The organism is Phytohabitans flavus (genome assembly GCF_011764545.1).
In the GTDB taxonomy this organism is placed as follows: Bacteria; Actinomycetota; Actinomycetes; order Mycobacteriales; family Micromonosporaceae; genus Phytohabitans; species Phytohabitans flavus.
This window is the reverse complement of the sequence record NZ_AP022870.1, coordinates 6488747-6512565: the sequence shown is the minus strand read 5'-3', so window position 1 is coordinate 6512565 and position 23819 is coordinate 6488747. Positions and strand designations below refer to the sequence as shown.

Genomic DNA, 23819 nt, shown 5'->3' with positions numbered 1-23819 from the left:
GCCGGGGGGGGACGGTGATGGGCATCGATCTTGCCCTACCTGCCCGCTGAGCAGGAAACATCGAAGAGATCTCTAGCCCTTCCGGCCGAGGAGATCCTTCGCTAGGCTACTGATCTAGCCGGGCATGTTCGCGCTAACACATAGCGCTAGGGAGGCTTGCCATGGCTTCAATCGACCGACGTGGACTCTTCAGGGCGGCCGGCGCGGTAGGCGTCGGTGCCGTCATCGGACCTGCCCTTACCGGTACCTCCTATGCTGCTCCCACGGAGCAGTCACTCACCCAGGCGGACTTCTTGGACCAGAACCCGAGCTGGCGGGTCAAGCCCTTCGCCCTGGACCAGGTGACGCTCCAGGACGGCACCGTCTTCGCGCAGAAGCGGGACCGCGTGCTCGCCTTCGCGGTCGCGTACCCCGCGGACCGGGTCCTGCACAACTTCCGGGTGACCGCGGGCCTGCCGACCCCGGCGGGATCGTCGCCGCCCGGCGGCTGGGACGACGCGACGGGCAACCTTCGCGGCCACTACAGCGGCCACCTCATCACGCTTTTCGCCCAGGCGTACGCCTCGACGCGGCAGGCGGTCTTCCGGGACAAGGTCGACTACATCGTCGCCGAGCTCGGGAAATGCCAGGACGCGCTGGCTGCGAGCGGGCTCTACAGCCACCCCGGCTTCCTCGCCGCCTACCCCGAGACGCAGTTCGTGCGGCTGGAGTCATTCGCCACGTACCCGACAATCTGGGCGCCCTACTACACCTGCCACAAGATCATGCGGGGCCTCCTCGACGCGTACCTGCTTGCCGGCAACGAGCAGGCGCGCGACATCGTGACCAAGATGGGCGACTGGGTGCACAGCCGCCTCTCCGTGCTGCCGCGCGAGACGCTCAACCGGATGTGGTCGATCTACATCGCCGGCGAGTACGGCGGGATGAACGAGGTCATGGCCGACCTGCACGCCATCACCGGCGAGGAGCGCTACCTGGCAGCCGCCAAGTGCTTCGACAACCGGCAGTCGCTCTTCGGCGCCTGCGTCGAGGACCGTGACGTGCTCACCCGGCTCCACGCGAACACACACGTGCCACAGTTCCTCGGCTACCTGCGGGTCTTCGACCAGTCGGACGAGCCGGAGTACTACGAGGCGGCGGAGAACTTCTGGCGGATGGTCGTACCGCACCGCATGTACGCGCACGGCGGCACAAGCGGCACCTGGCCGGCCACACCGGACCTCGCCGGCAACACGAACGCGGAGCTCTTCCAGCCACGTGGCAACATCGCCAACTCCATCGCCGGTAACGGCGCCGAGACGTGCACCTCGTACAACCTGCTCAAAGTGGCGCGCAACCTCTTCTTCCACGACCCCGACCCGACATACATGGACTATTACGAGCGGACGCTGCTCAACCACATCCTCGGCTCGCGGCGGGACGTGGACAGCACCACCAACCCCAGCGTCACGTACTTCCTCCCGCTCACTCCGGGCAGTGTGCGCGGCTTCGGCAATACCGGCACCTGCTGCGGTGGCAGCGGGCTGGAAAACCACACGAAGTACCAGGAGTCAATCTACTTCCGGTCGGCGGAGAACGACGCGCTCTACGTCAACCTCTACGTCGGGTCCACATTGCACTGGGCAGCGCGCGGTTTCACCGTCACGCAGGTGACCGACTTCCCCCGGCAGGAGGAAAGCACGCTGACCATCACGGGCGAGGGGTGGCTCGACATCCACCTCCGCATCCCGTCGTGGGCGACCGGCTTCCGCGTGTACATCAACGGCACCGAGCGGCGCGGCCAGATGGAGCCCGGCACGTACCTGCGGCTGCGGCGGCTGTGGCACACGGGCGACACGATCCGGGTGTCGCTGCCCTTCCAGCTGCGGGTGGAGAAGGCGCTCGACCGGCCGGACACCCAATCCATCTTCAACGGGCCGATCCTGCTGCCCGCGCTGAGTGCCGACCCGGCGTACCGGCAGTTCTCGCTATACAAGGACGTCAAGCTCGACGGCGGACTTGGGCACGCGATCACGCCGGCGGGCGGCGGGACCTTCACCACGAACGGGCACACGCTCCGTCCCTTGTACGTCGGCGACACCCAGGCACAGCACATCTATTTCCGCCGCCACGAGCCGACCGTGGTATTCGGTACGCACGACTCGGGCGTACCAAACCGCGCCGGCGCGGACGGCACGACGTTGCTCGACGCGGTCTGGGCAGCGGCACCTTTCCCGAACCACGACAGGTTCATCGGCGAGGTGCGGCGCGTCTCGATCCGCTGGGCCGAGGAGGGCCGGCTCACCGGCGACGAGCGGCAGGCGGTCATGTCGGCCGCGATCGCCGCTCGTGACGACCTCAGCTCCTAGCTAACGAACGCGGTGGTGGCGCCAGTCGTTGGCGCCACCACCGCGCCGTGTTATCCCGGCGTACGGGGATGTAGCTCGGGTCTGGCGTGAGGACGACCGTCGTGCCTGGGCTCGCGGCCGCCTGGATCGTGCGGAGCTGGAGCAGCGCCGGGTGGTCCTCCAGCAGCCGTGCGGCATTCGCGAGCGTACGCAGCGACGCTGCCTCGGCGCGGGCGTGCTCGAGCTCGGCCTTGCCGCGCTCCCGGGCGAGCAGCGTCTCCGTCGCGGCGCGGCGGAGCTCGCCGGGGAGCATGAGGTCCTTCACCGCCGCCGAGATCAGCTCGACGCCCAGGCCGTCCAGGTACGCGGCGGTCGCCTCGGCCAGGCCGGCGGAGAGCCGGCCGCGGTCGGCCAGCAGGTCGTCGAAGGCCGTGGCGGCGACCGCGTCACGGATGGCGAGCTGGGCCGCCGTGTAGAGGTCGTACTCCGCGTTTGTCGACGCCGTGAGGAACGCCCGCGGGTCCGCGACGCGCCAGGCCAGCAGGACGGACACCTTCACGGTGATGCCGTCGGCGGTCAGCAGCTCCTGGCCCGGCACGACCGTGCTGCGCTGTCGCATGTCGACGGTGAGCAGGCTGGAACGGTGCCGGTTGTAGCGGTGCCGCCCGGGAGCCAGCACCTTGTCGAAGCGTCCGTCGGTGAATTGCACCCGCCGCTCCCAATCCATGACGGTGACCCTTGCCATTTCTCACCTCCGCTGCGTCCACATAGGCCTGAGCGAGCCCCGCGCCACCCTACGGTGGCGCTGCGGGGGCGTCTGCGACCGTGGTCGCAAGCCCGCAGGGCCGCACCACCGCCGCCCTCGCGGGCAGGGTCGCGCGGGGCTGCCCTGTGAAAGAGGATTCGAACCTCGGCCTGTCGGCTTTGCCATTTGGCGAAGACCCCAACGCGCGGAACGCGGTCGGCGATGCCGGTGCGCCGCTGGGCTGTCTTCCACCAGAACGGTACGGATCACCGCCGTACCGCGCATCTGGTTAACGGTCGGTGCTGTAGCGCAGCGGCAGGCCGAAGAGGGCGAAGTCGCCAGCGTCCACGAAGGACGTGATCTCCGAGATGAGGTCGCCGCGGAGGGTGAGGACGTTGATCGACCATGCCGTGAACGCCTCGGCGCCCTCGCCGCACAGGTAGAGGGCGACCCCCGGCTGGCCGTTCGCGCTGATCGGGATGTGCCGCCAGGAGCCGCAGCGGGCCAGAGGCAGCCGCACCGCGAAGTCGGTCACCGCCTTCAGGCCGTGGTACCAGTGCTCCAGCGGCGGCATCGACCACGTCACGTCCTCGGTGAGGAGCGCGACAAGGGCGTCGGCGTCGCCGCGCTCCAGGGCGGTGGCGTAGCCGGTGACGATCTCGCGGAGGCGAGCGTCTTCGATCATCCGGAGCGCGCGTTGCTGGCTGAGTGCCGGTACCTTCTCCGCCACGACCCGGCGGGCCCGCGCGAGCGCCGAGTTGATCGAGGTGGTGGAAGTGGCCATCGTGGTGGCGATCTCGGCAACTGTGAAGCCGAGCACCTCGAAGAGCAGCAGCGCGGCCCGCTGGTTGGGGGCCAGGTGCTGGAGCGCGGCCACGAACGCGAGCTCCACCGCCTCGCGCTGCTCGTACCGCGCGCCGGGTCCGGCCGGACCGTCGGCGAGGGCGGTGTCGGGGTACGGGCCGAGCCATGCGACCTCGGTCATCGGGGTGTCGCCGAGCACGACCCGCTCGCTGGACGGTCCGAGGTCTACCGGGAGCGCTCGGCGGCCGCGGCCCTCCACGAGGTCGAGGCAGGCGCGGGTGGCCACGGTGTAGAGCCACGAGCGCAGCGAGCCACGCCCCTCGAAGCGGGACAGCCCGCGCCAGGCCCGTACCAGCGCATCCTGGAGCGCGTCGTCGGCGTCATGGGCGGAGCCGAGCATCCGGTAGCAGTGCGCGTGCAGCTCCGCCCGCAGTGGCGTGACAAGGCGGGTGAAGGCGCCGGAGTCCCCGGAGCGGGCGTACGCGAGGTCGGCGTCCTCGAGAAAAACTTCGCTCACGAGAGACGATTCTGCCCCAGCGACCGGGTCCCACCTGCGAACGATCTTTCAAGTCACCAGGAGGCCCCCTCATGACCCAGCCCGCGTGGTTCGACATCTCGTCGCCGGACGCGCCCCGTGCCCGCCGCTTCTACCAGGATCTGTTCGGCTGGCCGGTGACGGTGTTGGACGACACGTACGCCCTGGTCGGTGTCCCCGAGGCGCCCAGCGGCGGCATCGGGCAGGCCGGCCCCGAGAGCCCGTACACCGGGATCGCGGTCTACTTCCCGGTCGAAGACGTGGCGGTCGCGGTCGAGCGGGCCGAGCAGCTCGGGGCGACCCGGCGGCTCGACCCGGTCGAGGTACCCGGTATGGGGCGCATCGCGGCCTTCGCCGACCTGGACGGAAACACGATCGGCCTCATAGAACCTCCGGCCTGAAACCTAGGGCCGGGACCGCGCGGCGTACCCGGTGAAGCCGCGCAGCCGCAGGCTGTTGCTGACCACGAAGACCGACGACAGTGCCATGGCACCGCCGGCGATCATCGGGTTGAGCAGGCCGGCGGCCGCGAGGGGGAGGGCGGCGACGTTGTAGGCGAAGGCCCAGAAGAGGTTGCCCTTGATCGTGCGCAGGGTGCGCCGTGAGAGCCGGATCGCGTCGACGGCGGCGGTGAGGTCACCGCGTACCAGCGTCAGGTCCGCGGCCTCGATCGCCACGTCGGTGCCGGTGCCCATCGCGAGCCCGAGGTCGGACTGTGCGAGCGCGGCGGCGTCGTTGACGCCGTCGCCGACCATCGCGACGACCTTGCCCTCGTCCTGCAAGCGCTTGACCACATCGACCTTGCCGGCCGGCAGCACCCCGGCGACGACCTCGTCGATGCCAACCTCGGCGGCGACCGCCTTCGCGACCGTCGCGTTGTCGCCGGTGAGCAGCACCGGCGTGAGGCCGAGCCGCCGCAGGGCGGCCACCGCCTCCCGGCTGGTGGGCTTGACCACGTCGGCCACGGCCAGGACGCCACGGGCACGGCCGTCCCAAGCCACCACCACGGCCGTCCGCCCGGCGGCCTCCGCCGTCGCCATCACCGCCGCGAGATCATCTGGTACGCGCTGGTCAGCGCCCGGTCGCCCGACACTTACACCGAGCCCCTCCACTGTGCCCCGCACCCCGACGCCCTGCGTGCTCAGGAACCCCTCGACCGGGGGAGCGAGCCTTGCTCGGCGGCGGCCTTGGCGATCGCGCGGGCGACCGGGTGCTCGGAGCCGGCCTCCACCGCACCGGCCAGCCGCAGCACCTCGTCGCGGTCTTCGCCCTCGCCGGCCACCACGTCGACCAGCGTCATCTGGCCAGTGGTCACCGTGCCGGTCTTGTCCAGCACGACGGTGTCCACGGTACGAGTCGACTCCAGCACCTCCGGGCCCTTGATCAGGACGCCGAGCTGGGCGCCGCGCCCGGTACCGACAAGCAGCGCGGTGGGCGTGGCCAGGCCGAGCGCGCACGGGCAGGCGATGATCAGCACCGCCACAGCGGCGGTGAACGCGGCCGTCGCGCCGTTGCCGGTACCCAGCCAGTAGCCGAGCGTGCCGACCGCGATCGCGATCACGATGGGCACGAAGACCCCGGAGATCCGGTCGGCAAGCCGCTGCACCTGCGCCTTGCCGGTCTGCGCCCGCTCGACGAGCGCGGCCATCTGGGCGAGCTGGGTGTCGGCACCGATCCGCGTCGCGCGCACCACCAGGCGGCCGCCCGCGTTGACCGTCGCGCCCACCACCGCGTCGCCAACGCCCACCTCGACCGGCACCGACTCGCCGGTCAGCATGCTCGCGTCGACGGCCGAGGAACCCTCCTCCACGACGCCGTCGGTAGCGATCTTCTCACCCGGGCGGACCACGAACCGGTCGCCGACCGCGAGCTGGCCCACCGGGATCCGTACCTCGGTGTCGCCGCGCAGCACCCCGACGTCCTTCGCGCCCAGCTCCAGCAGCGCCCGCAGCGCGGCACCGGCGCGGCGCTTGGCCCGGGTCTCGAAGTAACGCCCGGCCAGGATGAACACAGTCACCCCGGCGGCGGCCTCCAGGTAGATGCTGCCGGAGCCGCCGCCGCGCTCGATCGCGAACCGGAACGGATGGGTCATCCCCGGCTCGCCGGCCGTCCCGAAGAACAGCGCCCACACCGACCAGCCGAACGCGGCCAGCGTCCCCATCGACACAAGCGTGTCCATCGTCGCCGCGCCGTGCCGGAGGTTTGTCCAGGCGGCGCGGTGGAACGGCAGCCCGCCGTACACGACGACCGGGGCGGCGAGCGTGAGCGAGAGCCACTGCCAGTACTCGAACTGCCAGGCCGGCACCATCGCGAGCGCGATCACCGGGATCGTGAGCACCAGCGAGACGAGCAGCCGGGTGCGGAGCGGGTCCGTCTCCCGGGGAGCTTCGGGCTCGGGGGTCGGGACGGCGGCGGTGTACCCCGTCTTCTCCACGGTCGCGATCAGGTCAGCGACGCTCACGGCTGGGTCGGCGACCGTCACGGCCGCCTTCTCGGTGGCGTAGTTGACCGTCGCGGTCACCCCGCCCATCCGGTTCAGCTTCTTTTCGATCCGGGAGGCGCAGGACGCGCAGGTCATGCCGCCTATTTCCAGCTCGATGAGGTTTGTCACGCGCCCTCCTCCCTCAGTCATGGCTGTGCCCGTCGTCGTCGTGTCCCGGTGCCGGAGGCGCCGGTGGCAGCTCGGCGCCACCCGCGACCGCGGTGAACGCCGCCGTCCGCACCTCTCCAGCATGCTGGAAGTCCAGGAACAGCCGGTACGCACCGGCGGACGGGACCTCCGCGTAGAACGTGATGTCCGGTCCCGGGGCGGTCCTGCCGTCGCCGGGCTCGCCGTCCGGGTGTACGTGCAGGTAGGCGAGGTCGCCGTCGCGCAGCGCCACCAGGTGCCCATACGCCGCCAGGTACGGCTGGAGGTCGGTGACCGACCGGCCGCCCTCGCTGACGCTGAGTGTGAGCTTCGACGCGGTGCCGGGCACGAGGTCGCCGGCGAGCGTCACCGTGTAGCCGTCAACGGTTACCGAGCGCGTCGGTGCGGGCAGGGGGCGGGCCGGTAGTCGCCGCGCGCCGGCACGTCCACGCCGAGCGTGAGCGCCTCCTCGCGGGCGGCCGGCCGGAAGTCCGTAAAAATCCGGTACTGCCCCGGTGCGTCCGCCGCGAGCGGGACCGACCAGGTGCCGTCCGCCGCCATCGTGGGGTGAACGTGCTGGAAGCCGGTCAGGTCGCGACGCACTGCGATCAGGTGCAGGTCCTTGTCGTGCGTCGGTGTGTAGTCCATCACCGCCGCGCCGTCCGGCCCCACGATCCGAAACCGGAACGGTGCCGCCTGGCCCACCGGCAGTCCCCCGTCGACCGGGGTGAGCCGGTAGCCGTCCTGGGCGACCTGGAGGCCGCCCGGCACCTCGGGCGCGCCGCTGTCGTGGCCGCCACCCTGGCTCTCCCCATGTCCACCACCGTCGTGGGCAGCCGTCGGCGGCACCGGATCCGGCCCGCCCACCACCTTGCCGGCGCCTAGGGCCGCGGCGAAGACCGCCGCTAGCCCGAGGGCGTAGCCGGCCATCCTGGTTGGCGTGTTCATGCCCACGAGCATACCCATACCCCGGGGGTATCAAGTGGGTTGCCTGACGCCTCGTGTCTTGGATAAAGATCCAAAACCAAGGAGATTGAGCTACCGCGGCGTCCGTCGTGGTCCGGACCGTCGCTCCCGCGGCCTCGCCCTTCGCGGTTGGCAAGCTCGGCCCCCAGGCCGCGGTCGGCCGACCGCGACCTTCGCTGCCGGGTCCACGGTCCCCTTCGCGCGGTTGCCGGGGTGTCGCGGCTGAATGCCTGTCGAGCTGGGTGCATCGATGCGCCCAGCACCCTGGCGGCAGGGGGCCGCGTCCGGAGCCAAGGTCGTGGTCGTGTTTCTGCCGTGGGTGCGGCCACGCGCCCAGCTCGACAGGCTGCGGGAGAGGAACCCCGGGGGTTGGGCTTGGACCGCGGACCCGGCAGCGAAGGTCGGGGGTCTCGGCGAGCGCCAGCGAGCCGCCGACCTGCGCGGTGCCCGCGGGAGCATGCGGTCTGCGACTGACGCGGACCGGGGCAAATATCGATCTTAAGAACTTGAATGTGATCCCGAGCCCGAAAGATCTCTGGATGCCTGGCGCGGTGACCTCCCGTCAGCTACCCCGCACGCCCAGGACACCCGCCCGCGCGACCGGGGTGGGCAGCTCCGGGCCCAGGCTGACCCGGGCCCAGTCGACCTGCTCCGGCCAGCGCGGGCGCATGAGCTGGTTGAGCCGCGCGCCGTCCGGGTGCTCGCGGACGAGGCGGGTGAGGTACGCCGCGCACCGCCGCCGCACGTACGCCTCGATCATCCGCGCACGCCGCTGCGTCACGCGCAGCCCGATCTTGATCTGCTCTTCGAGGTGCGCGATCTCTCCATCGACCGCCTGCCGGTGGGCGGCGAGGGCGGGCTCCCCGGCGAGCGCGCTCCGCCGGGTGTTGGCGTCGCGCAGCTTGGCCTCGAGGCCCACTGCCGCCAGCTGGAAGGTGACCCATTCCTTCTCGATCCGGGCCACGCCGAGCTGGCCGAGAAACATCATCCATGGCGTGCTCAGCTCGGCCTGCGGCGTGCCCGGCCGGGCGTCCTGCGGCACCGAGGGGATGCCCTTCCGGCCGTCACGGCCCCCGCACCACCAGTCGGAGAAGCGGGCGAGAAGCCCGTACCGGATCGAGGGCGTGGAGGGGTTGGTCCAGGTCGTGGATCGCTTGTCTCTCATGCCGACCCTTCTTCTCGAGGGGAGAAGGCCGAGTCTCCGGAGGCGGCGCGCCTTTGGCATGACGTGAACGCGTGGTTCTTTTATCAAATAGCACGCCGGATGATGTCGCTCAGCTCGTTCGTCGCGCGGAACGCCGCCACGCGGCCGCCCTTGATGATCATCAGGTCCTCGGCCGCGCAGGCCGGGGGCGCGTGGTCCAGCGCGGCAGCCAGCCCTCGATTGCGGCTGGCCCAGGCGGCCAGCGCCTCCACGAGCGCGGCCTCCATCGCTTCGGCCGGCGCGGGCTCGGCGGCGAACCTGGCCAGGAGGCGCTCCCGGTACGGCCAGAAGGACCAGACCTTCGTCTCGTCGACGAGCTGGGCCACCGCGTCCGAGCGGCGGTAGCAGAGCGCGAGCTGGATGGAGTCGAGCCGGCCGTCCCGGATCAAATCCTCGATCAGCGGATGTCGCGCATGCGCCCCGGCGACTTCGTAGAAGGTGCTGCGGCTGCCCTGCGGGCTGGCCGCCTCGACGATCCGCCGCCAGCTGAGCCGGATGCCCGGCGACATCGCGAGTAGCCAGGAGACGGACTGGAAATAGATGATTTTTGTGCGCCAGTGACTGCGCTTCGCGGAGTGGGTGGTGGAGAGGCGCCGGTGCCACTCACCAACAACGGTGTGGATCAGATCGGGGGTGGAGATCGCCAGGGTCATCAGACCTGCCCTCTGTCGATGCCGCACGGATTGGCCTGAGCCTGTCCGGACAGTCCGGTCTGACACATGACGTATTCACGTGGTCTTGCGCCCCGTGACCAGGTCGAGGATTGGGTCCCAGTCGTCGGGCACGGCATTCGCGCGCCACGCGACGTGCAGGTCCGGCCGTACGAGCACGAGGCAGTGGTCCCACCGCGCGCACACGGCGGGATCCGCCGCGACCAGGTGCGCCATCGGGATCCCGCGCTCCTGGGCGGCGGCGGCGAGGTGCCGGCCGGCGCCGTCGTCGGTAAGGTCCACGAGCGTCAGCTCGCGCCCCAGCCGGTCGAAGAGGTGCGAGCCGTCGCCGAACCATACGGCCGGCGCCCGCCCACCCGGCGAGATCGTGGGCGGTACCTGGTCCGGCCTCGGCCACTGTGGACGGTCGTCGGTCCAGATGACCGAGGAGGCGAGCCGGTCACCGATCTGGAAGCCGGTGGTGCCGAGCAGGTCCGGCTCCTGTTGCAACACCTCCGCGAGGAGCTCGCGGGTCGCGCCGGCCTTGGCCAGCCGGCTGAATCTTCGTCTTGTCTCCAAGGCTCTGCCCAGCATCTCCCGGTCGATCAACGCGCGCGGGCGCCGTTCGAGCTCGTAGCTGGCGAGCAGGCCCGGCCCACCCCAGCCGTTGATAACCGCGGCGAGCTTCCAGCCGAGGTCGATCGCGTCGCCGATGCTGATGTCCGCGCTGTCGGTGACGGGGTGGAAGCGGTGCGCGGCCTCCCCGACCAGGTAGGCGGGACCGCGCTGATAGGTGGCCGCCACCGCTAGCGAGTCGTCCCATTGGGTCACGCCGAGCACCTCGGTCGGGTCGAGCCGCACCCCGAGCATCACGCGGAGCATCGCGACCGGGTCGGTGGTGATCGGCTCGTCTGGCGCGAGGCCGAGATGGCCGACCCAGGTGTCGTGGTCGCCCCGAGCCACGAGCGCCACGCCGCCGACGATCACCGTGGAGAGGCCGCGCCGGGCGAAGCGGCGGGTGAGGTCCTCACTCCGGAAGTACACCGAGCAGTGCCGTACCGGTGCGGCAAGCTGCTCCATCGGCACCTCGAGGCACCGCCGTACGGTGCTGTGGGCGCCGTCGCAGCCGGCGACATGTCGCGCCGAGACGAAGTGGCGGTCGCCCGTGCCACCCTCGACGAGCTCGGCGACCGCGCCGTCAGGCTCGATGCGGAGGCCGGTGAACGTCCAGCCCTCGCGCAGGTCGATCAAGGGGTGGCGGCGTACGGCGTCGCGCAGCTTCGAGGCGAGCTTCGCGCCGGACACCCGCTGGTGGCGCTCGACCGGCAGGCTCCCGTCGTCGAGCGGGGCGGTGGCCGACTCGCCGGGGGAGACGAGTATCGGCGGGTCGTCGAGTCCCTGGCTCCACTCCAGTCCGGTCGGAAGGTCGGGGCTGACGCCGTGCTCGCGGATCAGCGCGGTCAGCCCCAGCCGGCGCAGCAACTCCATGCTGCGGCCGGCCAGAAAGTCCAGACCAGGATGGTACGGCCCGGTCACCGCCCTTTCGACCACAATGGAAGCGACATTATGATGTGCCAATTCCAAAGCGAGAATTGCACCGACCGCCCCGGCTCCCACCACGAGTACCTCGGTACGTGGTGCTGGCGTAGCCAAGAGGCCCACCCCCTGTCGGAGACCCGGTGACGACGGTGTCACCAGGCAATAGTTGGGGACGGCGGCCGATTACGGCATCACGCGCTTGCGCTATTAGTGCCTCCCTCGCCGACCAGCCTGGCGAGGGTGGTGCGGCTGTTGATGCCAAGTTTGGTGAATACTTTTCGTAGATGGCTGTCGACGGTATGCCGAGAGAGGAAGAGGTCTCCGGCGATTTCCCGGTTACTCCGCCCCGTCGCGACCAGCACGGCCACCCGCTGCTCGGCCGGTGAGAGCCGGGCGAGGACGGACGCGGCGGCCGGATGCTGCTGCTGGGGCGGCTGCGTGCCCAGGCGTTGCTCCAGCCGGCGGCGGGCCCGTTCCGCGCCGCACTCGGTGGCAATCGTCAGCGCGTCCTCGGCCAGTTCGCGGGCCTCGGCCGGATCGGCGGTCGCATCCGCGGCGTCCTCCAAAGCGGCGGCGTGGGCCAGGGCGCGACGGGTATCGCGGTATCCGTCGGCCGCCTCGCGGAGCAGCCCGAGATCGCGGCCGAAGATGCCCTCGGCGTGGGCGGCGGCCGCGGTGAGGCCGCGCACCGCGGGGTTGCGTCCGGCGAGCGACCGGGCCGCCGTGACGACGATCTCGGCCCGCTCGGGGTCGCCGGCCTGGAGCGCGATACGCACCAGTGTGGCGGCAGCGCCTGGGTCCTGGATGATCAGCAGCGACCGGTCCGGCATCGCGTCGTAGATCGTGACGAGCGTTTGTAGCGCCGCGCCCGGGCCCGCGGACGCCTCTTGGACCATGCCCTCGGCCCAGGTCGCGTCCTCCGGCGCGGTGGTGATGCCGTCGGCCATCCAGCGGCGCATCCGGTCGATGTACCCGCGCGCCTGTGCTGTCTCGTCGCGCAGGACGGCCAGCCGGGCCAGTCCGGCCAGCAGGGGCACCGCCAGGGCGTACGCGGTGAGGTTTTCGGCGATCTCGACGCCGGCGTCGGTCTCCGCGACAGCTTCGTCGAGCCGCCCTTCGGCGGTCAGGAGGGCAGCGTGGTAGTAGTGCCACAGCGGCGTCGACCAGGCGGTGCCGAGCCGCTCGGACTCCTCCCGCCCACGGCGGAAGGTGGCGGACGCCTCGTCGAAGCGGTCAAGCGCGGCGAGGGCGTCGCCGAGCCAGATCCGCGGGTGCCAGTGCGCCGCCTCACCCCGCACCCCGTCGGCGATCTCCGTGGCCTCGGAGGCGTGCGCAAGCGCATCGTCGAGCCGCCCCTCGGCCTGCGCGGCGAGGCTGCGGGCGGCGAGCCCGAAGACGGCCGCGCCGTACTCCTCGGCGGCCATCCCGGACGCGTACGCGCTGGAGCCGGAGCGGTCGGTCCCGGACAGGTCGCCGGTGTAGAAGACGGCATGTGCGCGGACCGCCCAGAGCCTGGCCCGCACCGCCTCCGGTACATCCGGGTAGCTGAGCCCGTCGGAGGCGTACGCCACCGCGGCGCGGTTTCGGCCCGCGTGCTTGAACGCCTCGGCCAGCCCGAGCAGCAGCGCCGCTTCGGTCGCTGGCACGAGCCCCGCGCGCAGCGCCGCCTCGCCGAGCCGCTGTGCTCTCTCCAGCCGGCCGGCCAAGGCGAGCAGGCGTACCGTGTCGGCGACCAGCTCGGGGCGGCCCGGATCGTCGTCGCCGAGCACGTCGAGGGCGCGCACCATCAGGTCGGCGGCGGTGCTCGGCGCCGCCGGGGCGACCTCCAGCGCGGCGTCGTGCAGCATGGTGACCGCCTCGCTGGTGGACCGGCCGCTCCTGAGCAGGTGCTCAGCCACCTCCACCGGCGAGCGGTCCTCCTCCCGGCCGACGGCGGCCGCCTCCCGGTGGTATAGCGCCTTGGCCGCGCCGCCGAGCGTGCCGTAGATGGCCTGGCGGACCAGGTCGTGCGCGAAAGCCAGGTCGTCGCCCTCGTCCACCAGCACCTTCGCGGCGGTGGCCTCCTGGATCGACGGCAGCAGCTCCGCCGGCCGGGTGTTCAGCAGGCGCGCCAGCGTGTCCACGGCGAACCGGCTGCCCAACACGCTCCCGGCCCCCAGCATCCGTCGCGTCTGCGCCGGCAGGCCGCTCATCGTCTGGTCCACGATCGTGATGAAGCTCGACGGCAGCTGGTCGCCGACAACCGTGGCGACCCCGTCCCGGACCAGCAGCTGGCGCGTCCGCAGCAGTGCCCGCATGAGCTGCTCCAGCTGCAACGGGTTGCCGTCACAGCCGGCGGCCAGCGCCAGCACCGTGTTGTCCACCCTGGCCTCGACGGCCGTCGAGCAGAGCTCGGCCACCGCCTCCTCGTCCAGCCGGCCCAGCACCAGCTCCTGCGAGCCGTCCCGGATCAGGCGCTCCACCAGCTGCTGCCCCGGAGTGCCCTCCTGGAGCGGCCGGCGGGCGAACAGCCACCGTACCGGCGACGACGCCAGCGCGGTCACCAGCTCGCGCACCGCCAGCGCGCTGAACTCGTCCGTCCACTGTGCGTCGTCGATGGCGACCACCAGCGGCTGCCCCGCCACGAAGTCCTCCAGCGCGCCGGACAGCCGGTCGAGCGTCTGGAACTGGTTTTCACCCGCCTCGGCGATCCACTCGAACGCGGACGTCGCCGGCACGATCTGCTGTAGCGCCGACGCGAGCGTGATGAACGGTGCCGCCCGGTCCAGCTCGAACGCCGCGCGCGTCGCCACCGCCAGCCCGGCCCGCCGGGCCTCCTCGACCGCCGCGCGCAGCAGGTGTGACTTGCCGATGCCGGCGGAACCGGTCAAAACCACACATCCGCCAACCCCCGTGCCGTGTCAGCGAACGTCTTTCGCAAGATCGCCAATTGTCGATCGCGACCGAAAGTCGTCAGCGGATCCACCCCCCGGGGATCTGTACGGCAAACGTTAAGCGCAGATTGTTATAGACGTAAATGATCGAGTTAAGCAACCCTTCAGTGGACCCGACTTACGCCATCCGTAGCTCGGTCATTTGCCGTACGGCGCTCCGGGGCCGCCGGATGAAGACAGTCGTTGTGCACTGGACGGCGCGGCCGTGGTGACTCTTCCTGCCTCGGTCACCAATTCGATCATCATTCGGCGGAGAATCGCAGGTCCGTTTTCTGTCAGTACGGACTCCATGTGAAATTGTGTCGACCGCACGCGGGCTTGGCCAACGAATGGACGACGCCGCTGGCCCGATCGCGCAGGACGCTGACCGGATCGCCGGTGAACGGGCAGTACGCGCGGTCGGCCCCGCTGGTCACGACGTACGTGTTGTAGAAACCGACCCGCTCCGGCCGGCCAAAGAGCGAAATCGTTTGCTGTAGGCCCTGTCGCGGTGTCTTGAGGCGGCGCATGGGCAGCCCGAGCTCGTCCGCGAGTACCTGGTGACCGAGGCAGACCGCGAGGAACGGGGTACCGGCCACGAGGAGGCCCCGGGTGATCTCGTGGAGCCGGGCGATCCGAGGATCCGCGTGGTCGAGCGGGTCGCCGGGGCCGGGACCGACGAGCACGAGATCCGAGTCGATGGGCAGATCCCGGTCAAATCGCTGCACCCGTACGTCCAGGCCGGTCGACGCCGCGACCGTGGCGAGCATCGCGGTGAAGTCGTCTTCCGCGTCGACAAGCAACAGCCGCCGGCCGGCCAGCGCCGGCGCCGGGCGGGGCCGGTCCCGCCCGCGCCAGAAACCCGACAGTCCCCGGTTGCGTTCGGCCAGCGCCCGGCGGAGCCGGTACCCGACGGGCGCCACGCGCCCGGTGCCGCCCGTCGCGCCGGGGTGCCGCCCGCCGAGCGCGTGCAGTAGTGCCTCCGCCTTGGCGCGGGTCTCCGCCGCTTCCGCCGCCGGGTTCGAGTGCCGCACCAGTGTTGCGCCTACAGCGACTCGGACCGCGCCGTCCAAACCGATGTCCGCGGCCCTGATGAGGAGCGCCGCGTCCATGCCGTGCCGGTCGATCAGCGCCAGCGCGCCACCGTAGTACCCGCGGCCGGAGCGCTCGTGCTCGGCGACCACACGGCAGGCGTTGGCGAGCGGGCTGCCGGTCACCGTCGGGGCTGGCATGGTGAGCCGGAGCACCTCGCGCGGGTCCAGGTTGGACGGTCCGGAGATGGTGTACTCGGTGTGCGCGAGGCGTGACATCGACCGCAGCCACGGGCCACGCAGCCGCCCGCCGCCTTCGCACACCCGCGCCATCATCTTCAGTTCCTCGTCGACCACCATCAGGAGTTCCTCGGTCTCCTTCCGATCGGCCAGGAACCGGCGCAGGCCGGCGGGCGTGGGGCCGGACTCGGGATAGCGGTAGGTGCCGCTGATCGGGTTCATGGTGGCGACGCCATCCGCGAGGCGGGCGTGGCACTCGGGTGTGGCACCGACGAGCGTGCGCCCGTTCCAGTGCACGAGAAACGTCCAGTAGGCGCCGGTCTCCGCCGCGAGAAGGCGCCGGAAGACGGCGAGCCGGGCCCGCGTCGACGGGTCCCGCAGGGCGGTGTGGAAGGTCCGCCGCACCACGAAGTTGGAGCCCGCGCCCCGGCCGATGTCCTCGGCGATCACCTGCCTGGTCACCGCCTCGTACGCGGCGTCGTCGACGTCGAAGTCGCCGCCGTCGAGGTGTACGTCGCCGGTGGGGAGCAACCGCAGGGCCTCCTCGATTGGCAGGCTCCCGTGCTCCCTCACCTCGATGCCCACCAGCGGCTCGCCGTCGTCCACACAGGCCAGACCCCGCTCCCGGATCTGCCGGTACGGCACGATGGCGAGCAGGTGCGGCCCGGTAGCCGGAAGGTCGGCCAGGGTAGCCACCTCGACGGGGTCGCCAACGAAGACTTCCAGCTGTTCACGGCCGGAGTGCGGGCGGGACAGCAGCGCAAACGCCGGCGCGCCATTCGCCACTATGGACCTAAAATCGGTCATGGCGCGACGGTGTCATTTCCCGTGCCGCGCCGGCCACTACTCAAACACGCGGTACTCATTCGCGCAGTGGGCGCAGACCGGGTGCGCACCTACGGTTTTTGGCATGACGCTAATTGTGCTCTACGGGGAGCGGAAATGACTGTCAATAACGTGGTCGGTTGCCGTATCCGGCTACAGCGGCTGTACCGGCACGATTCGTCGAGCCTTTTCGTGGTGCCACTCGACCATTCCGTGACGGATGGCCCGATCACACGGAACGGGCAGCTCAACCGCCTGATCGGTCAGCTCGCCGGAAACGGTGTGGATGCCGTCGTCATGCACAAGGGCGCGCTCCGGCACGTCGAAGTCGGCTGGTTTCGGTCGCTGTCGCTGATCGTCCACCTGAGCGCGAGTACGCGCCGCGCACCCGATCCGGACGCCAAGTACCTCGTGTCCTCTGTGGAGGAGGCGCTGCGGCTCGGTGCGGACGCGGTGAGCGTGCACGTCAATGTCGGGTCCACCACGGAGGGTCAGCAGATCGCCGATCTGGCTACGGTCGCCGAGGCGTGCGACCGCTGGGGCGTACCACTGCTGGCGATGCTTTACCCACGCGGACCGCAGATCGCCGACGGCCGCGCGCCGGAGCTCGTGGCGCACGCGGCCGCGATCGCGGCCGACCTCGGCGCGGACCTGGTCAAGTCGGCGCTGCCCGCCTCGGCGGCCGGGATCGCGGCGGTCACCGCGAGCTGCCCGGTACCGGTCCTGGCCGCCGGTGGCGCCCCGTCACCCGGCGCGAACGACGTCATGCGCCACCTCGCCGACGCGATGCGGGCGGGCGCGGGCGGCATCGCCGCCGGGCGCCTCGTCTTCACCGCCGCGGATCCGGCGGTGGCCGCCCGCCGCGTCGCCGCGCTTGTCCACGACCGCACGGCGGCGTCCGGTGCGAGCGCTACCTACTCAGCTCCAGGAGGGGCCCGATGAGAGGAGCACAGTCGATGAAGCAGTGCTGGCTCGACATCCGGTCCGCCGGCGACTCCGCGGCGGCGCTCTGCCAGGAGGCGCTCCACCACGGCTTCGACGCGATCGTCGCGGCTGATCCCGCGGACCTGGCCCCACTGCCGCCGACGGTCACCCGCGTGCTCCTGCCCTCCGGCGCCGACCTGCCGGCGGACTTCGGCGTAGCCGACCTGGTGGTGGTCGACCCCGCCGTGCACGGGACGCCGCAGCGGCTGGCCGAGCGGCACCCGGAGCGGCGGTTCGGCGCGTACGTCGAGGTCACCGACTCCGAAAGCCTGGAGCTGGCGTGCGCGAGCGTACGGCGGGACGAGTACACCGTGCTCCGCTTCCGGGACCCGACCAACATCCCGCTGGAGATCGTGCTGGCCGCCGCGGCGGACGCCTCCGGGCTGATCATCACCGCGATGGACCGGGTGGCCGACGCGCCCGTCCACCTCGGCGTCCTCGAACACGGGCCGGGCGGGCTCATGCTGGCACCGGCCGCTCCGGGGGAGGCGGCCCGCCTCCGGGACGTCGTGACGAAGAAGCCGGAAGCGCTCAAGCTGGTCACCCTCACGGTCACCGGGACTACCCACGCCGGCATGGGTGAACGGGCCTGCGTCGACACGTGTACCTACCTGGAGAAGGACGAGGGCATCCTGGTCGGCTCCCGGGCCAAGGGAATGGTGCTCTGCGTCAGCGAGACCCACCCGCTGCCGTACATGCCGACGCGCCCCTTCCGGGTGAACGCCGGCGCGATCATGTCGTACACCCTCGCCGACCCCACGCACACCCGGTACCTGAGCGAGCTGAGCGCGGGCGACAGCGTGCTGGCGGTCGGGGCGGACGGGCGTACCCGGCACGCGATCGTCGGGCGCGTGAAGATCGAGACCCGCCCGCTGCTCTCCATCGACGCGGTCTCGGACGAGGGGGAGCCGGTCAACGTGATCGTGCAGGACGACTGGCACGTCCGGATCCTCGGGCCCGGCGCGGCGGTGCTGAACTCGACCGCGCTCCAGCCCGGCGACCGGATCCTGGGCTACCTGCCGCAGCGGGAACGCCACGTCGGCTACCCGATCGACGAGTTCTGCCACGAGCAGTGAAGATGTTCGACTTCCACGCCAGGTTGGGGCCCGGTCCGGACGCCGCGGCCGCGCTGCTGGCGGCGATGGACGGTACCGGCATCGAGTGGGCCGCTGTTTCCGCCGGCGGCCTGCTGGACCTCGACCGCCTCTCCGCGCAGGTGGCCCACGGCGGGCGCAGCGAGGTGGCGGCGGACAACGAGCGCACCCTCGCGCTCTGCGGCGGTACGGGCGGCCGGCTGCTGCCGTTCTTCCTCGCCGACCCGTGCCGGGACGTCGACGCGTACCGGGCGAGCGCGCCGCGCTACCGAGGGCTGGAGATCTCGCCCGCGGTGCACGGGTTTCGTCTCGACGACCCGGCGGTGAGCGCGCTCGTCGAGATCGCGGCCGCCGCCCGGCACCCGGTGTACCTGGTCTGCCTCGCCCAACCCGGCACGCAGGCCGGGGACCTGGTGGCCCTCGCCCGGCGGTTTCCGGAGGTGACCTTTGTGTACGGACACTGTGGACACACGGGACTGGACGCGAGCGGCCTGGCCGAGATCGCGCCCTGCCCGAACATCGTCGCCGAGACGTCCGGCTGCTACACGGCCGTCGCCGGGCTGGCGCTGCGGCGGCTCGGCGCGGAGCGGGTGGTGTTCGGCACCGAGTACCCGCTCCAGCACCCGCGCGTGGAGGTCGTGAAGCTCGCGGCCGTCCCGATGAACCCGGCGGACCGGGAGCTGGTGATGTCGGCGAACGCGCGCCGGCTGCTGGGAGAGGAGGCGACATGGACCGGCCGCGGATCGGAGACTGGTGCGGATACGCGGAGCTGACCCGGCTCCAGGACACACATCTGGCGGAGGCACTGCGGGCGGCGGCGCGGTCCCCGTTCTACCGGACGCGGGACGGGGACGTGCCGGCGAACCGTGCCGAGCTCTACGAGACGGCGCTGACCACGAAGGCGGACCTGCGCGGGGCGTACCCGTTCGGCCTGCTCGCGGTCGACCGCGCCGACCTCGCCACGTACCACGAGTCGAGCGGGAGCAGCGGGGCGCCGACGTCGTCGTACTACACCGCCGGGGACTGGCTGGACCTGGCCGAGCGGTTCGCGCGCAAACGGATCGCCATCGAGCCGAGCGACATGTTCCTCGTCCGCACGCCGTACGCCCTCATGATCACTGGGCACCTCGCGCACGCCGCCGCCCGGATGTGTGGCGCGACGGTCGTGCCGGCGGACAACCGCTCGCTCGCGATGCCGTACTCCCGGGTGGTCCGGGTCTTGCACGACCTGGACGTCACGGTGACCTGGTCGCTGCCGACCGACACGCTGCTGTGGGCGGCGGCAGCGGCAGCCGCCGGCTACCAGGCCGACCGGGACTTTCCGGCGCTGCGGGCGCTCTTCGTCGGCGGCGAGCCACTCAGCCGCGCCCGCCGGGACCGGATCGCCGAGCTGTGGGGCGCTCCGGTGGTGGAGGAGTACGGCGCGACCGAGACCGGCAGCCTCGCCGGCGAGTGCCCGTCGGGCCACTTGCACCTGTGGGCCGACCGCGCGCTATTCGAGGTGCACGACCCCCTGACCGGCCGTACCACGCCGGAGGGCCGCGGCCAGCTCGTGGTCACGCCGCTCTTCCGCGAGGCGATGCCGCTGCTCCGCTACAACATGGAGGACGAGGTCGAGGTGGCGTACGACGCCTGCGCCTGCGGCTGGTGGCTGCCCACCGTCCGGGTGTTGGGGCGTACGGCCTTCGACTGCCGCGTCGGTGACGTGCCGCTCACCCAGACCGGCCTGGAGGAGCTTGTCTTCGCCCTGCCGGCGGAGCTTGGCGTGCTGTTCTGGCGGGCCCGTGCCGGGAGCGCCCACCTGCGCGTCGAGATCGAGGTCGCCGACCGGTACCGCGCACCCGCCGTCGCCGCGCTCGTCGCGGCGGTGGACCGCGCCTACGGCATCGAGGCCGAGGTGGTGGCCCTGCCGCCCGGCGCACTCGTGCCGGTTTCCCTGCTGACCGCTTCCGCCGACGTGATGAAGCCGCGCGGTCTTTTCCGCGACGACGAGGACTGGGACAAGGCCCTGCGCTACTACTGACACGCCAAATCCGGGGGGGGTACGGAGATGCGGATCGCCGTGGTTGGCGCGGGGGTGGGCGGCCTCGCGACCGCCGCCTCGCTCGCCTTGGCGGGCATGCGATGTGTGGTGTTCGAGCGGGCCGGCGGGCTGCCCGAGCTGGCGGCCGGGATCCAGATCTCGCCGAACGGTGCGCGGGTGCTGCACCGGCTCGGGCTCGGGCCCGCGCTGCGGGCCGTCGCGGCGACGCCGGCCGCGCTGGAACTGCGGCGGTGGCAGGACGGCCGGCTGATCGGCCGGACCGAGCTGGGCGCCGCGGCGGCGGAGCGGTACGGCGCCCCGTACTACGCGCTGCGCCGCACCGACCTGAGCCGCATGCTGCTGCGCGCGGTCGTGGACAGGTGCGGCGCCGGCACCGTCCAGTTCGGACGGCAGTGCGTCGGCGTAGACGGGTCGCCCGACGGCGCCCGGCTGCGTTTCGCCGACGGCGGCACGTACGACGCGGACATCGTGGTCGGTGCCGACGGGATCCACTCGGTGGTGCGGCGGGGCGTCGTCGCGGACGCGCCGCGCTTCACCGGGTACGCCGTCTACCGCGCACTGGTCCCGGCCGCCCGGCTGCCGTGGCTCGCCGGGCCACCGCGCGTGACGGTGTGGCTCGGCCCGGGACAGCACTGCGTCTGCTACCCGGTCGGCGGCTCCGGTGCGGTCAACCTCGTCGCCACAGTGGAGGCCGCCTGGTCACCGGACGGGTACGCCCGGGGCGATGCCGGACGGCTCGCGGACGCGTACCGGGGCTGGCACCGGCACGTACGCGCACTGATCGCCGCCGCCGACCGCCTCGTCCACCACGGGCTCTTCGACCGGCCAGCCCCGCGCCGCTGGTACCGGGACCGGGTAGCGCTGCTCGGCGACGCCGCGCACCCGATGCTGCCGTTCCTCGCGCAGGGCGCGACGCAGGCGCTCGAAGACGCCGCCACGCTCGCCGCCTGCCTGGGCGGCCCGGACGGTCTGGCGCGGTACGAACGGCTGCGCCGCCCGCGCGTCGACCAAGTGCTGGCCGCGGTGCGGGAGAACGCCGAGCGCCTGCACCTCCCCGACGGACTGCGACAGCGCCAGCGGGACCGCCGGCTCTTGGCCGCCGGACTGTCCGATCAGGACTGGTTGTACGGGTGGGAGCACCCGCCCCGAACCCGAAGGGAGCCTTCCGATGCCGATCCCGACGATCGTGCCGTACCCGATGCCGACCCCTGCCCACCTGCGCCCCGGCCCAGCGGCGTGGCGGGCTGACCCGCGCCGCGCGGTACTGCTGATCCACGACATGCAGCGGTACTTCGTCTCGTTCTTCCCGCCGGACCGCTCGCCGACAAATCACCTGCTCGCCAACATCGGCACGCTGCGCGGCGTGGCGACGGCGCTCGGCATCCCCGTGGTGTTCACCGTCCAACCCGGACGGATGTCCCGCGCCGACCGTGGGTTGCTCTACGACGTCTGGGGAGAGGGGATGTCCGACGCGACCGAGGCGCGAGGCATCGTCGACGAGATCGCGCCGAGCCCGGGCGACCTGGTGGTGACCAAGTACCGGTACAGCGCGTTCCACCGCACGGGGCTCGCCGCGCAGCTTGCCGCGATGGGCCGGGACCAACTCGTCGTCTGCGGCGTCTTCGCGCACATCGGCTGCCTGCTCACCGCCTGCGACGCGTACTCGCACGACATCCAGCCGTTTCTCGTCGCGGACGCGGTCGCGGACTTCAGCGCCGAGGACCACCTGATGGCGCTCGACTACGCCGCCCGGCGGTGCGCGGTGACGGCGACCACCCAGGATCTCGTCACCGCGCTGCACGGGTGTGGCTAGCCGACCAGCTCGCCGCGCATGACCGTGACCGCCTGGCCGGTGAGCAGGACCCGGCCTTCGCGCCGGGCCACCCGCAGCGCCCCGCCGCGCTTGGAGAGCTGCCGGGCGGCGACCTCCTCGACGCCGAGCCGCTCGAACCACCAGCCGCCGATCGTGCAGTGCGCCGAGCCGGCGGCCGGATCCTCCGGCGTACCCACCGCGGGGTAGAAACAGCGGCTCACCACGCCGTTCGCGGTGCCGTCCGCGGCCGTGACGAGGACGCCGCGGTACGGCATGCGGCCCAGCGCCTCGGTGTCCGGCCGCAGCCGCCGCACGTGCTCCTCCGAAGCCACCTGAACGAGCAGGTCGTATTTGCCCCGCCCGGCCGCCACGACCTCGGCACCGCCCAGCGCCGCCCGCAGCTGCGCGGTCGGCTCCACCGCTTCGGTCGGGTCGGCCGGGAAGTCGAGCTCCACCCAGCCGGGTTCCGACGTCCGTGCCCGCAGTACGCCGCCGCGGGTCCGGAAGGTGTTGTCGCCGCCGAGTACGTGCGCGGTCGCGAGCGTGGCGTGCCCGCACAGGTCGATCTCGACGATCGGCGTGAACCACCGCAGGTCCCACACGCGCTCACCGCACGAGCGGACGAACGCGGTCTCCGCGTGGCGGAACTCGGCGGCGACCGCCTGTAGCCAGCCGTCCGCCGGAAAGTCACCGTCGACCAGGACGACGCTGGCCGGGTTGCCCGAGAACGCGTTGCCGGTGAACGCGTCGACGACGAAGAACTTCATCGTGCTCCCGTCGTTTCCACGACCGACGGTCGCGTCTGGACGATCCGGGCGAGGCTCACCCGGGACTCGATCGAGAGCTTCTTGAAGACCTGCCGAAGGTGGAAGTTCACGGTGTGCGGCGAGATCTTCAGGCGGTGCGCGATCTGCTGGTTTGTCAAGGCGTGTCCGGCCAGCAGTGCGACCGCACGCTCCCGCTCGGTCAGGCTCGCCCACGCGGCGTCGGCGGGCTGCCGTTCCTTCGCGCTGGACAGCCCGACCGGGCGGTGGATGCGCTGCCGGGGCTCGGGTCGGTGGCCCCGCTCGGGGGCCGGCGGCCGCCGGTCGGTGGGGACGATCGCCAGGACGATGACATCGCTTGCGTCGGCGCCGACCAGCTCGGCGAGGAGCTCGGTGAGCCCTCGCACGTTGAGTCGCTGTCGGTCGGCCCGGCCGGCCGGAAACTGGCTGACGCTTTCATTCGAGCTCGTGCTCGCCGGACTCATTCGAGGTACCCCCAACTGGTCAGCAGGATGGTCACCAACCAACGGACGATTTCGACGATCACGGCGGCGACCGGGCCGTGATCGAGGGCGTGACTGTCCTGGAGCCGGTTGTTCGGCCATCGACGTGGACGCATCTCGCACACCTCCTGCCGCTGCCTGGAGCGTCGGCTGGTGACGCCGATCTCCCGGCAGTGCGACAATTTCGCGTGGAAAGAGCATCGGCCGCGA

20 protein-coding genes and 1 pseudogene are annotated in these 23819 nt (G+C 71.6%); 8 read left to right on the top strand and 13 right to left on the bottom strand.

The genetic code is table 11. The annotated features are described in order from the left end of the window. Positions 1 to 161 precede the first annotated feature (161 nt). On the top strand, positions 162 to 2348 hold the full coding sequence (locus Pflav_RS28415) for a glycoside hydrolase family 127 protein (protein WP_197938780.1): 2187 nt from the start codon (positions 162 to 164) through the stop codon (positions 2346 to 2348). Here the strand turns inward: Pflav_RS28415 and Pflav_RS28410 are convergent. Both Pflav_RS28410 and Pflav_RS28405 read right to left on the bottom strand, forming a co-directional pair. Further along, positions 2338 to 3072 (bottom strand): slipin family protein, encoded by a 735-nt coding sequence (locus tag Pflav_RS28410; protein ID WP_197938779.1) that lies wholly within the window; start codon positions 3070 to 3072, stop codon positions 2338 to 2340. The two genes, Pflav_RS28415 and Pflav_RS28410, sit on opposite strands and share 11 nt — an antisense overlap. Positions 3073 to 3361: 289 nt before the next feature. Continuing rightward, positions 3362 to 4393 (bottom strand): sigma-70 family RNA polymerase sigma factor, encoded by a 1032-nt coding sequence (locus tag Pflav_RS28405; protein ID WP_173039584.1) that lies wholly within the window; start codon positions 4391 to 4393, stop codon positions 3362 to 3364. Between the two features lie 71 nt (positions 4394 to 4464). On the opposite strand from Pflav_RS28405, the gene Pflav_RS28400 reads away from it, so the two are divergent. Beyond that, a complete protein-coding gene (locus Pflav_RS28400) occupies positions 4465 to 4812 on the top strand; it encodes a VOC family protein (protein WP_173039582.1) in 348 nt (115 codons plus the stop codon). Positions 4813 to 4815: 3 nt separating this feature from the next. Here Pflav_RS28400 and Pflav_RS28395 read toward each other — a convergent pair. The 8 genes and pseudogenes from Pflav_RS28395 to Pflav_RS28365 form a co-directional block, all read right to left on the bottom strand. Further along, a pseudogene (locus Pflav_RS28395) lies at positions 4816 to 7043 on the bottom strand (heavy metal translocating P-type ATPase). Then, entirely contained in the window at positions 7036 to 7410 is a 375-nt protein-coding gene (locus Pflav_RS46370) for a hypothetical protein (protein ID WP_232072020.1), read from the bottom strand. Before Pflav_RS46370 ends, Pflav_RS28395 begins: the two are co-directional and overlap by 8 nt. 17 nt (positions 7411 to 7427) lie before the next feature. Further along, positions 7428 to 7988, bottom strand: a complete 561-nt coding sequence (locus Pflav_RS46365; RefSeq protein ID WP_232072018.1) for a hypothetical protein — start codon at positions 7986 to 7988, stop codon at positions 7428 to 7430. A 580-nt stretch (positions 7989 to 8568) separates the two neighbouring features. Continuing rightward, positions 8569 to 9171 (bottom strand): hypothetical protein, encoded by a 603-nt coding sequence (locus Pflav_RS28385; protein ID WP_173039580.1) that lies wholly within the window; start codon positions 9169 to 9171, stop codon positions 8569 to 8571. Between the two features lie 83 nt (positions 9172 to 9254). Then, positions 9255 to 9863 carry a hypothetical protein gene (locus tag Pflav_RS28380; protein ID WP_232072016.1) on the bottom strand — a complete coding sequence of 203 codons (609 nt, stop codon included), beginning with the start codon at positions 9861 to 9863 and terminating at the stop codon, positions 9255 to 9257. A gap of 75 nt (positions 9864 to 9938) precedes the next feature. Continuing rightward, the gene (locus tag Pflav_RS28375; RefSeq protein WP_232072014.1) at positions 9939 to 11477 is read right to left on the bottom strand and encodes an FAD-dependent monooxygenase; all 1539 of its coding nucleotides are present in this window, start codon (positions 11475 to 11477) and stop codon (positions 9939 to 9941) included. A gap of 113 nt (positions 11478 to 11590) precedes the next feature. Then, on the bottom strand, positions 11591 to 14269 hold the full coding sequence (locus Pflav_RS28370) for a helix-turn-helix transcriptional regulator (protein WP_232072012.1): 2679 nt from the start codon (positions 14267 to 14269) through the stop codon (positions 11591 to 11593). 338 nt (positions 14270 to 14607) lie between these two features. Further along, the gene (locus Pflav_RS28365) at positions 14608 to 16389 is read right to left on the bottom strand and encodes an anthranilate synthase family protein (RefSeq protein WP_332107796.1); all 1782 of its coding nucleotides are present in this window, start codon (positions 16387 to 16389) and stop codon (positions 14608 to 14610) included. Between the two features lie 135 nt (positions 16390 to 16524). On the opposite strand from Pflav_RS28365, the gene Pflav_RS28360 reads away from it, so the two are divergent. Genes Pflav_RS28360 through Pflav_RS28335 form a run of 6 tightly spaced genes read left to right on the top strand, consistent with a single transcriptional unit; the run spans position 16525 to position 22342 of the window. Further along, positions 16525 to 17349 (top strand): 2-amino-3,7-dideoxy-D-threo-hept-6-ulosonate synthase, encoded by an 825-nt coding sequence (locus tag Pflav_RS28360; protein ID WP_173039577.1) that lies wholly within the window; start codon positions 16525 to 16527, stop codon positions 17347 to 17349. Next, a complete protein-coding gene (locus Pflav_RS28355) occupies positions 17346 to 18467 on the top strand; it encodes a 3-dehydroquinate synthase II family protein (RefSeq protein WP_197938778.1) in 1122 nt (373 codons plus the stop codon). Before Pflav_RS28360 ends, Pflav_RS28355 begins: the two co-directional genes overlap by 4 nt. Positions 18468 to 18469: 2 nt before the next feature. Continuing rightward, positions 18470 to 19258 carry an amidohydrolase family protein gene (locus tag Pflav_RS28350; RefSeq protein WP_173039575.1) on the top strand — a complete coding sequence of 263 codons (789 nt, stop codon included), beginning with the start codon at positions 18470 to 18472 and terminating at the stop codon, positions 19256 to 19258. Further along, positions 19213 to 20508, top strand: coding sequence for a phenylacetate--CoA ligase family protein (locus Pflav_RS28345; protein WP_173039574.1), 1296 nt, complete (start codon positions 19213 to 19215; stop codon positions 20506 to 20508). The genes Pflav_RS28350 and Pflav_RS28345 overlap by 46 nt, the downstream gene beginning before the upstream one ends. 27 nt (positions 20509 to 20535) lie before the next feature. Continuing rightward, positions 20536 to 21777 carry an FAD-dependent monooxygenase gene (locus Pflav_RS28340; protein ID WP_173039573.1) on the top strand — a complete coding sequence of 414 codons (1242 nt, stop codon included), beginning with the start codon at positions 20536 to 20538 and terminating at the stop codon, positions 21775 to 21777. After that, positions 21698 to 22342: an isochorismatase family protein gene (locus Pflav_RS28335; RefSeq protein WP_173039572.1), complete on the top strand. Its 645-nt coding sequence runs from the start codon at positions 21698 to 21700 to the stop codon at positions 22340 to 22342. Before Pflav_RS28340 ends, Pflav_RS28335 begins: the two co-directional genes overlap by 80 nt. On the opposite strand, the gene Pflav_RS28330 is transcribed toward Pflav_RS28335, so the two are convergent. Genes Pflav_RS28330 through Pflav_RS46355 form a run of 3 tightly spaced genes read right to left on the bottom strand, consistent with a single transcriptional unit; the run spans position 22339 to position 23725 of the window. Then, positions 22339 to 23109: a PhzF family phenazine biosynthesis protein gene (locus Pflav_RS28330; protein ID WP_173039571.1), complete on the bottom strand. Its 771-nt coding sequence runs from the start codon at positions 23107 to 23109 to the stop codon at positions 22339 to 22341. The two genes, Pflav_RS28335 and Pflav_RS28330, sit on opposite strands and share 4 nt — an antisense overlap. Further along, positions 23106 to 23591 carry a helix-turn-helix transcriptional regulator gene (locus Pflav_RS49025; protein ID WP_415624336.1) on the bottom strand — a complete coding sequence of 162 codons (486 nt, stop codon included), beginning with the start codon at positions 23589 to 23591 and terminating at the stop codon, positions 23106 to 23108. Before Pflav_RS49025 ends, Pflav_RS28330 begins: the two co-directional genes overlap by 4 nt. Continuing rightward, positions 23588 to 23725 (bottom strand): hypothetical protein, encoded by a 138-nt coding sequence (locus tag Pflav_RS46355; RefSeq protein WP_232072010.1) that lies wholly within the window; start codon positions 23723 to 23725, stop codon positions 23588 to 23590. The genes Pflav_RS49025 and Pflav_RS46355 overlap by 4 nt, the downstream gene beginning before the upstream one ends. Between the last annotated feature and the right edge of the window lie 94 nt (positions 23726 to 23819).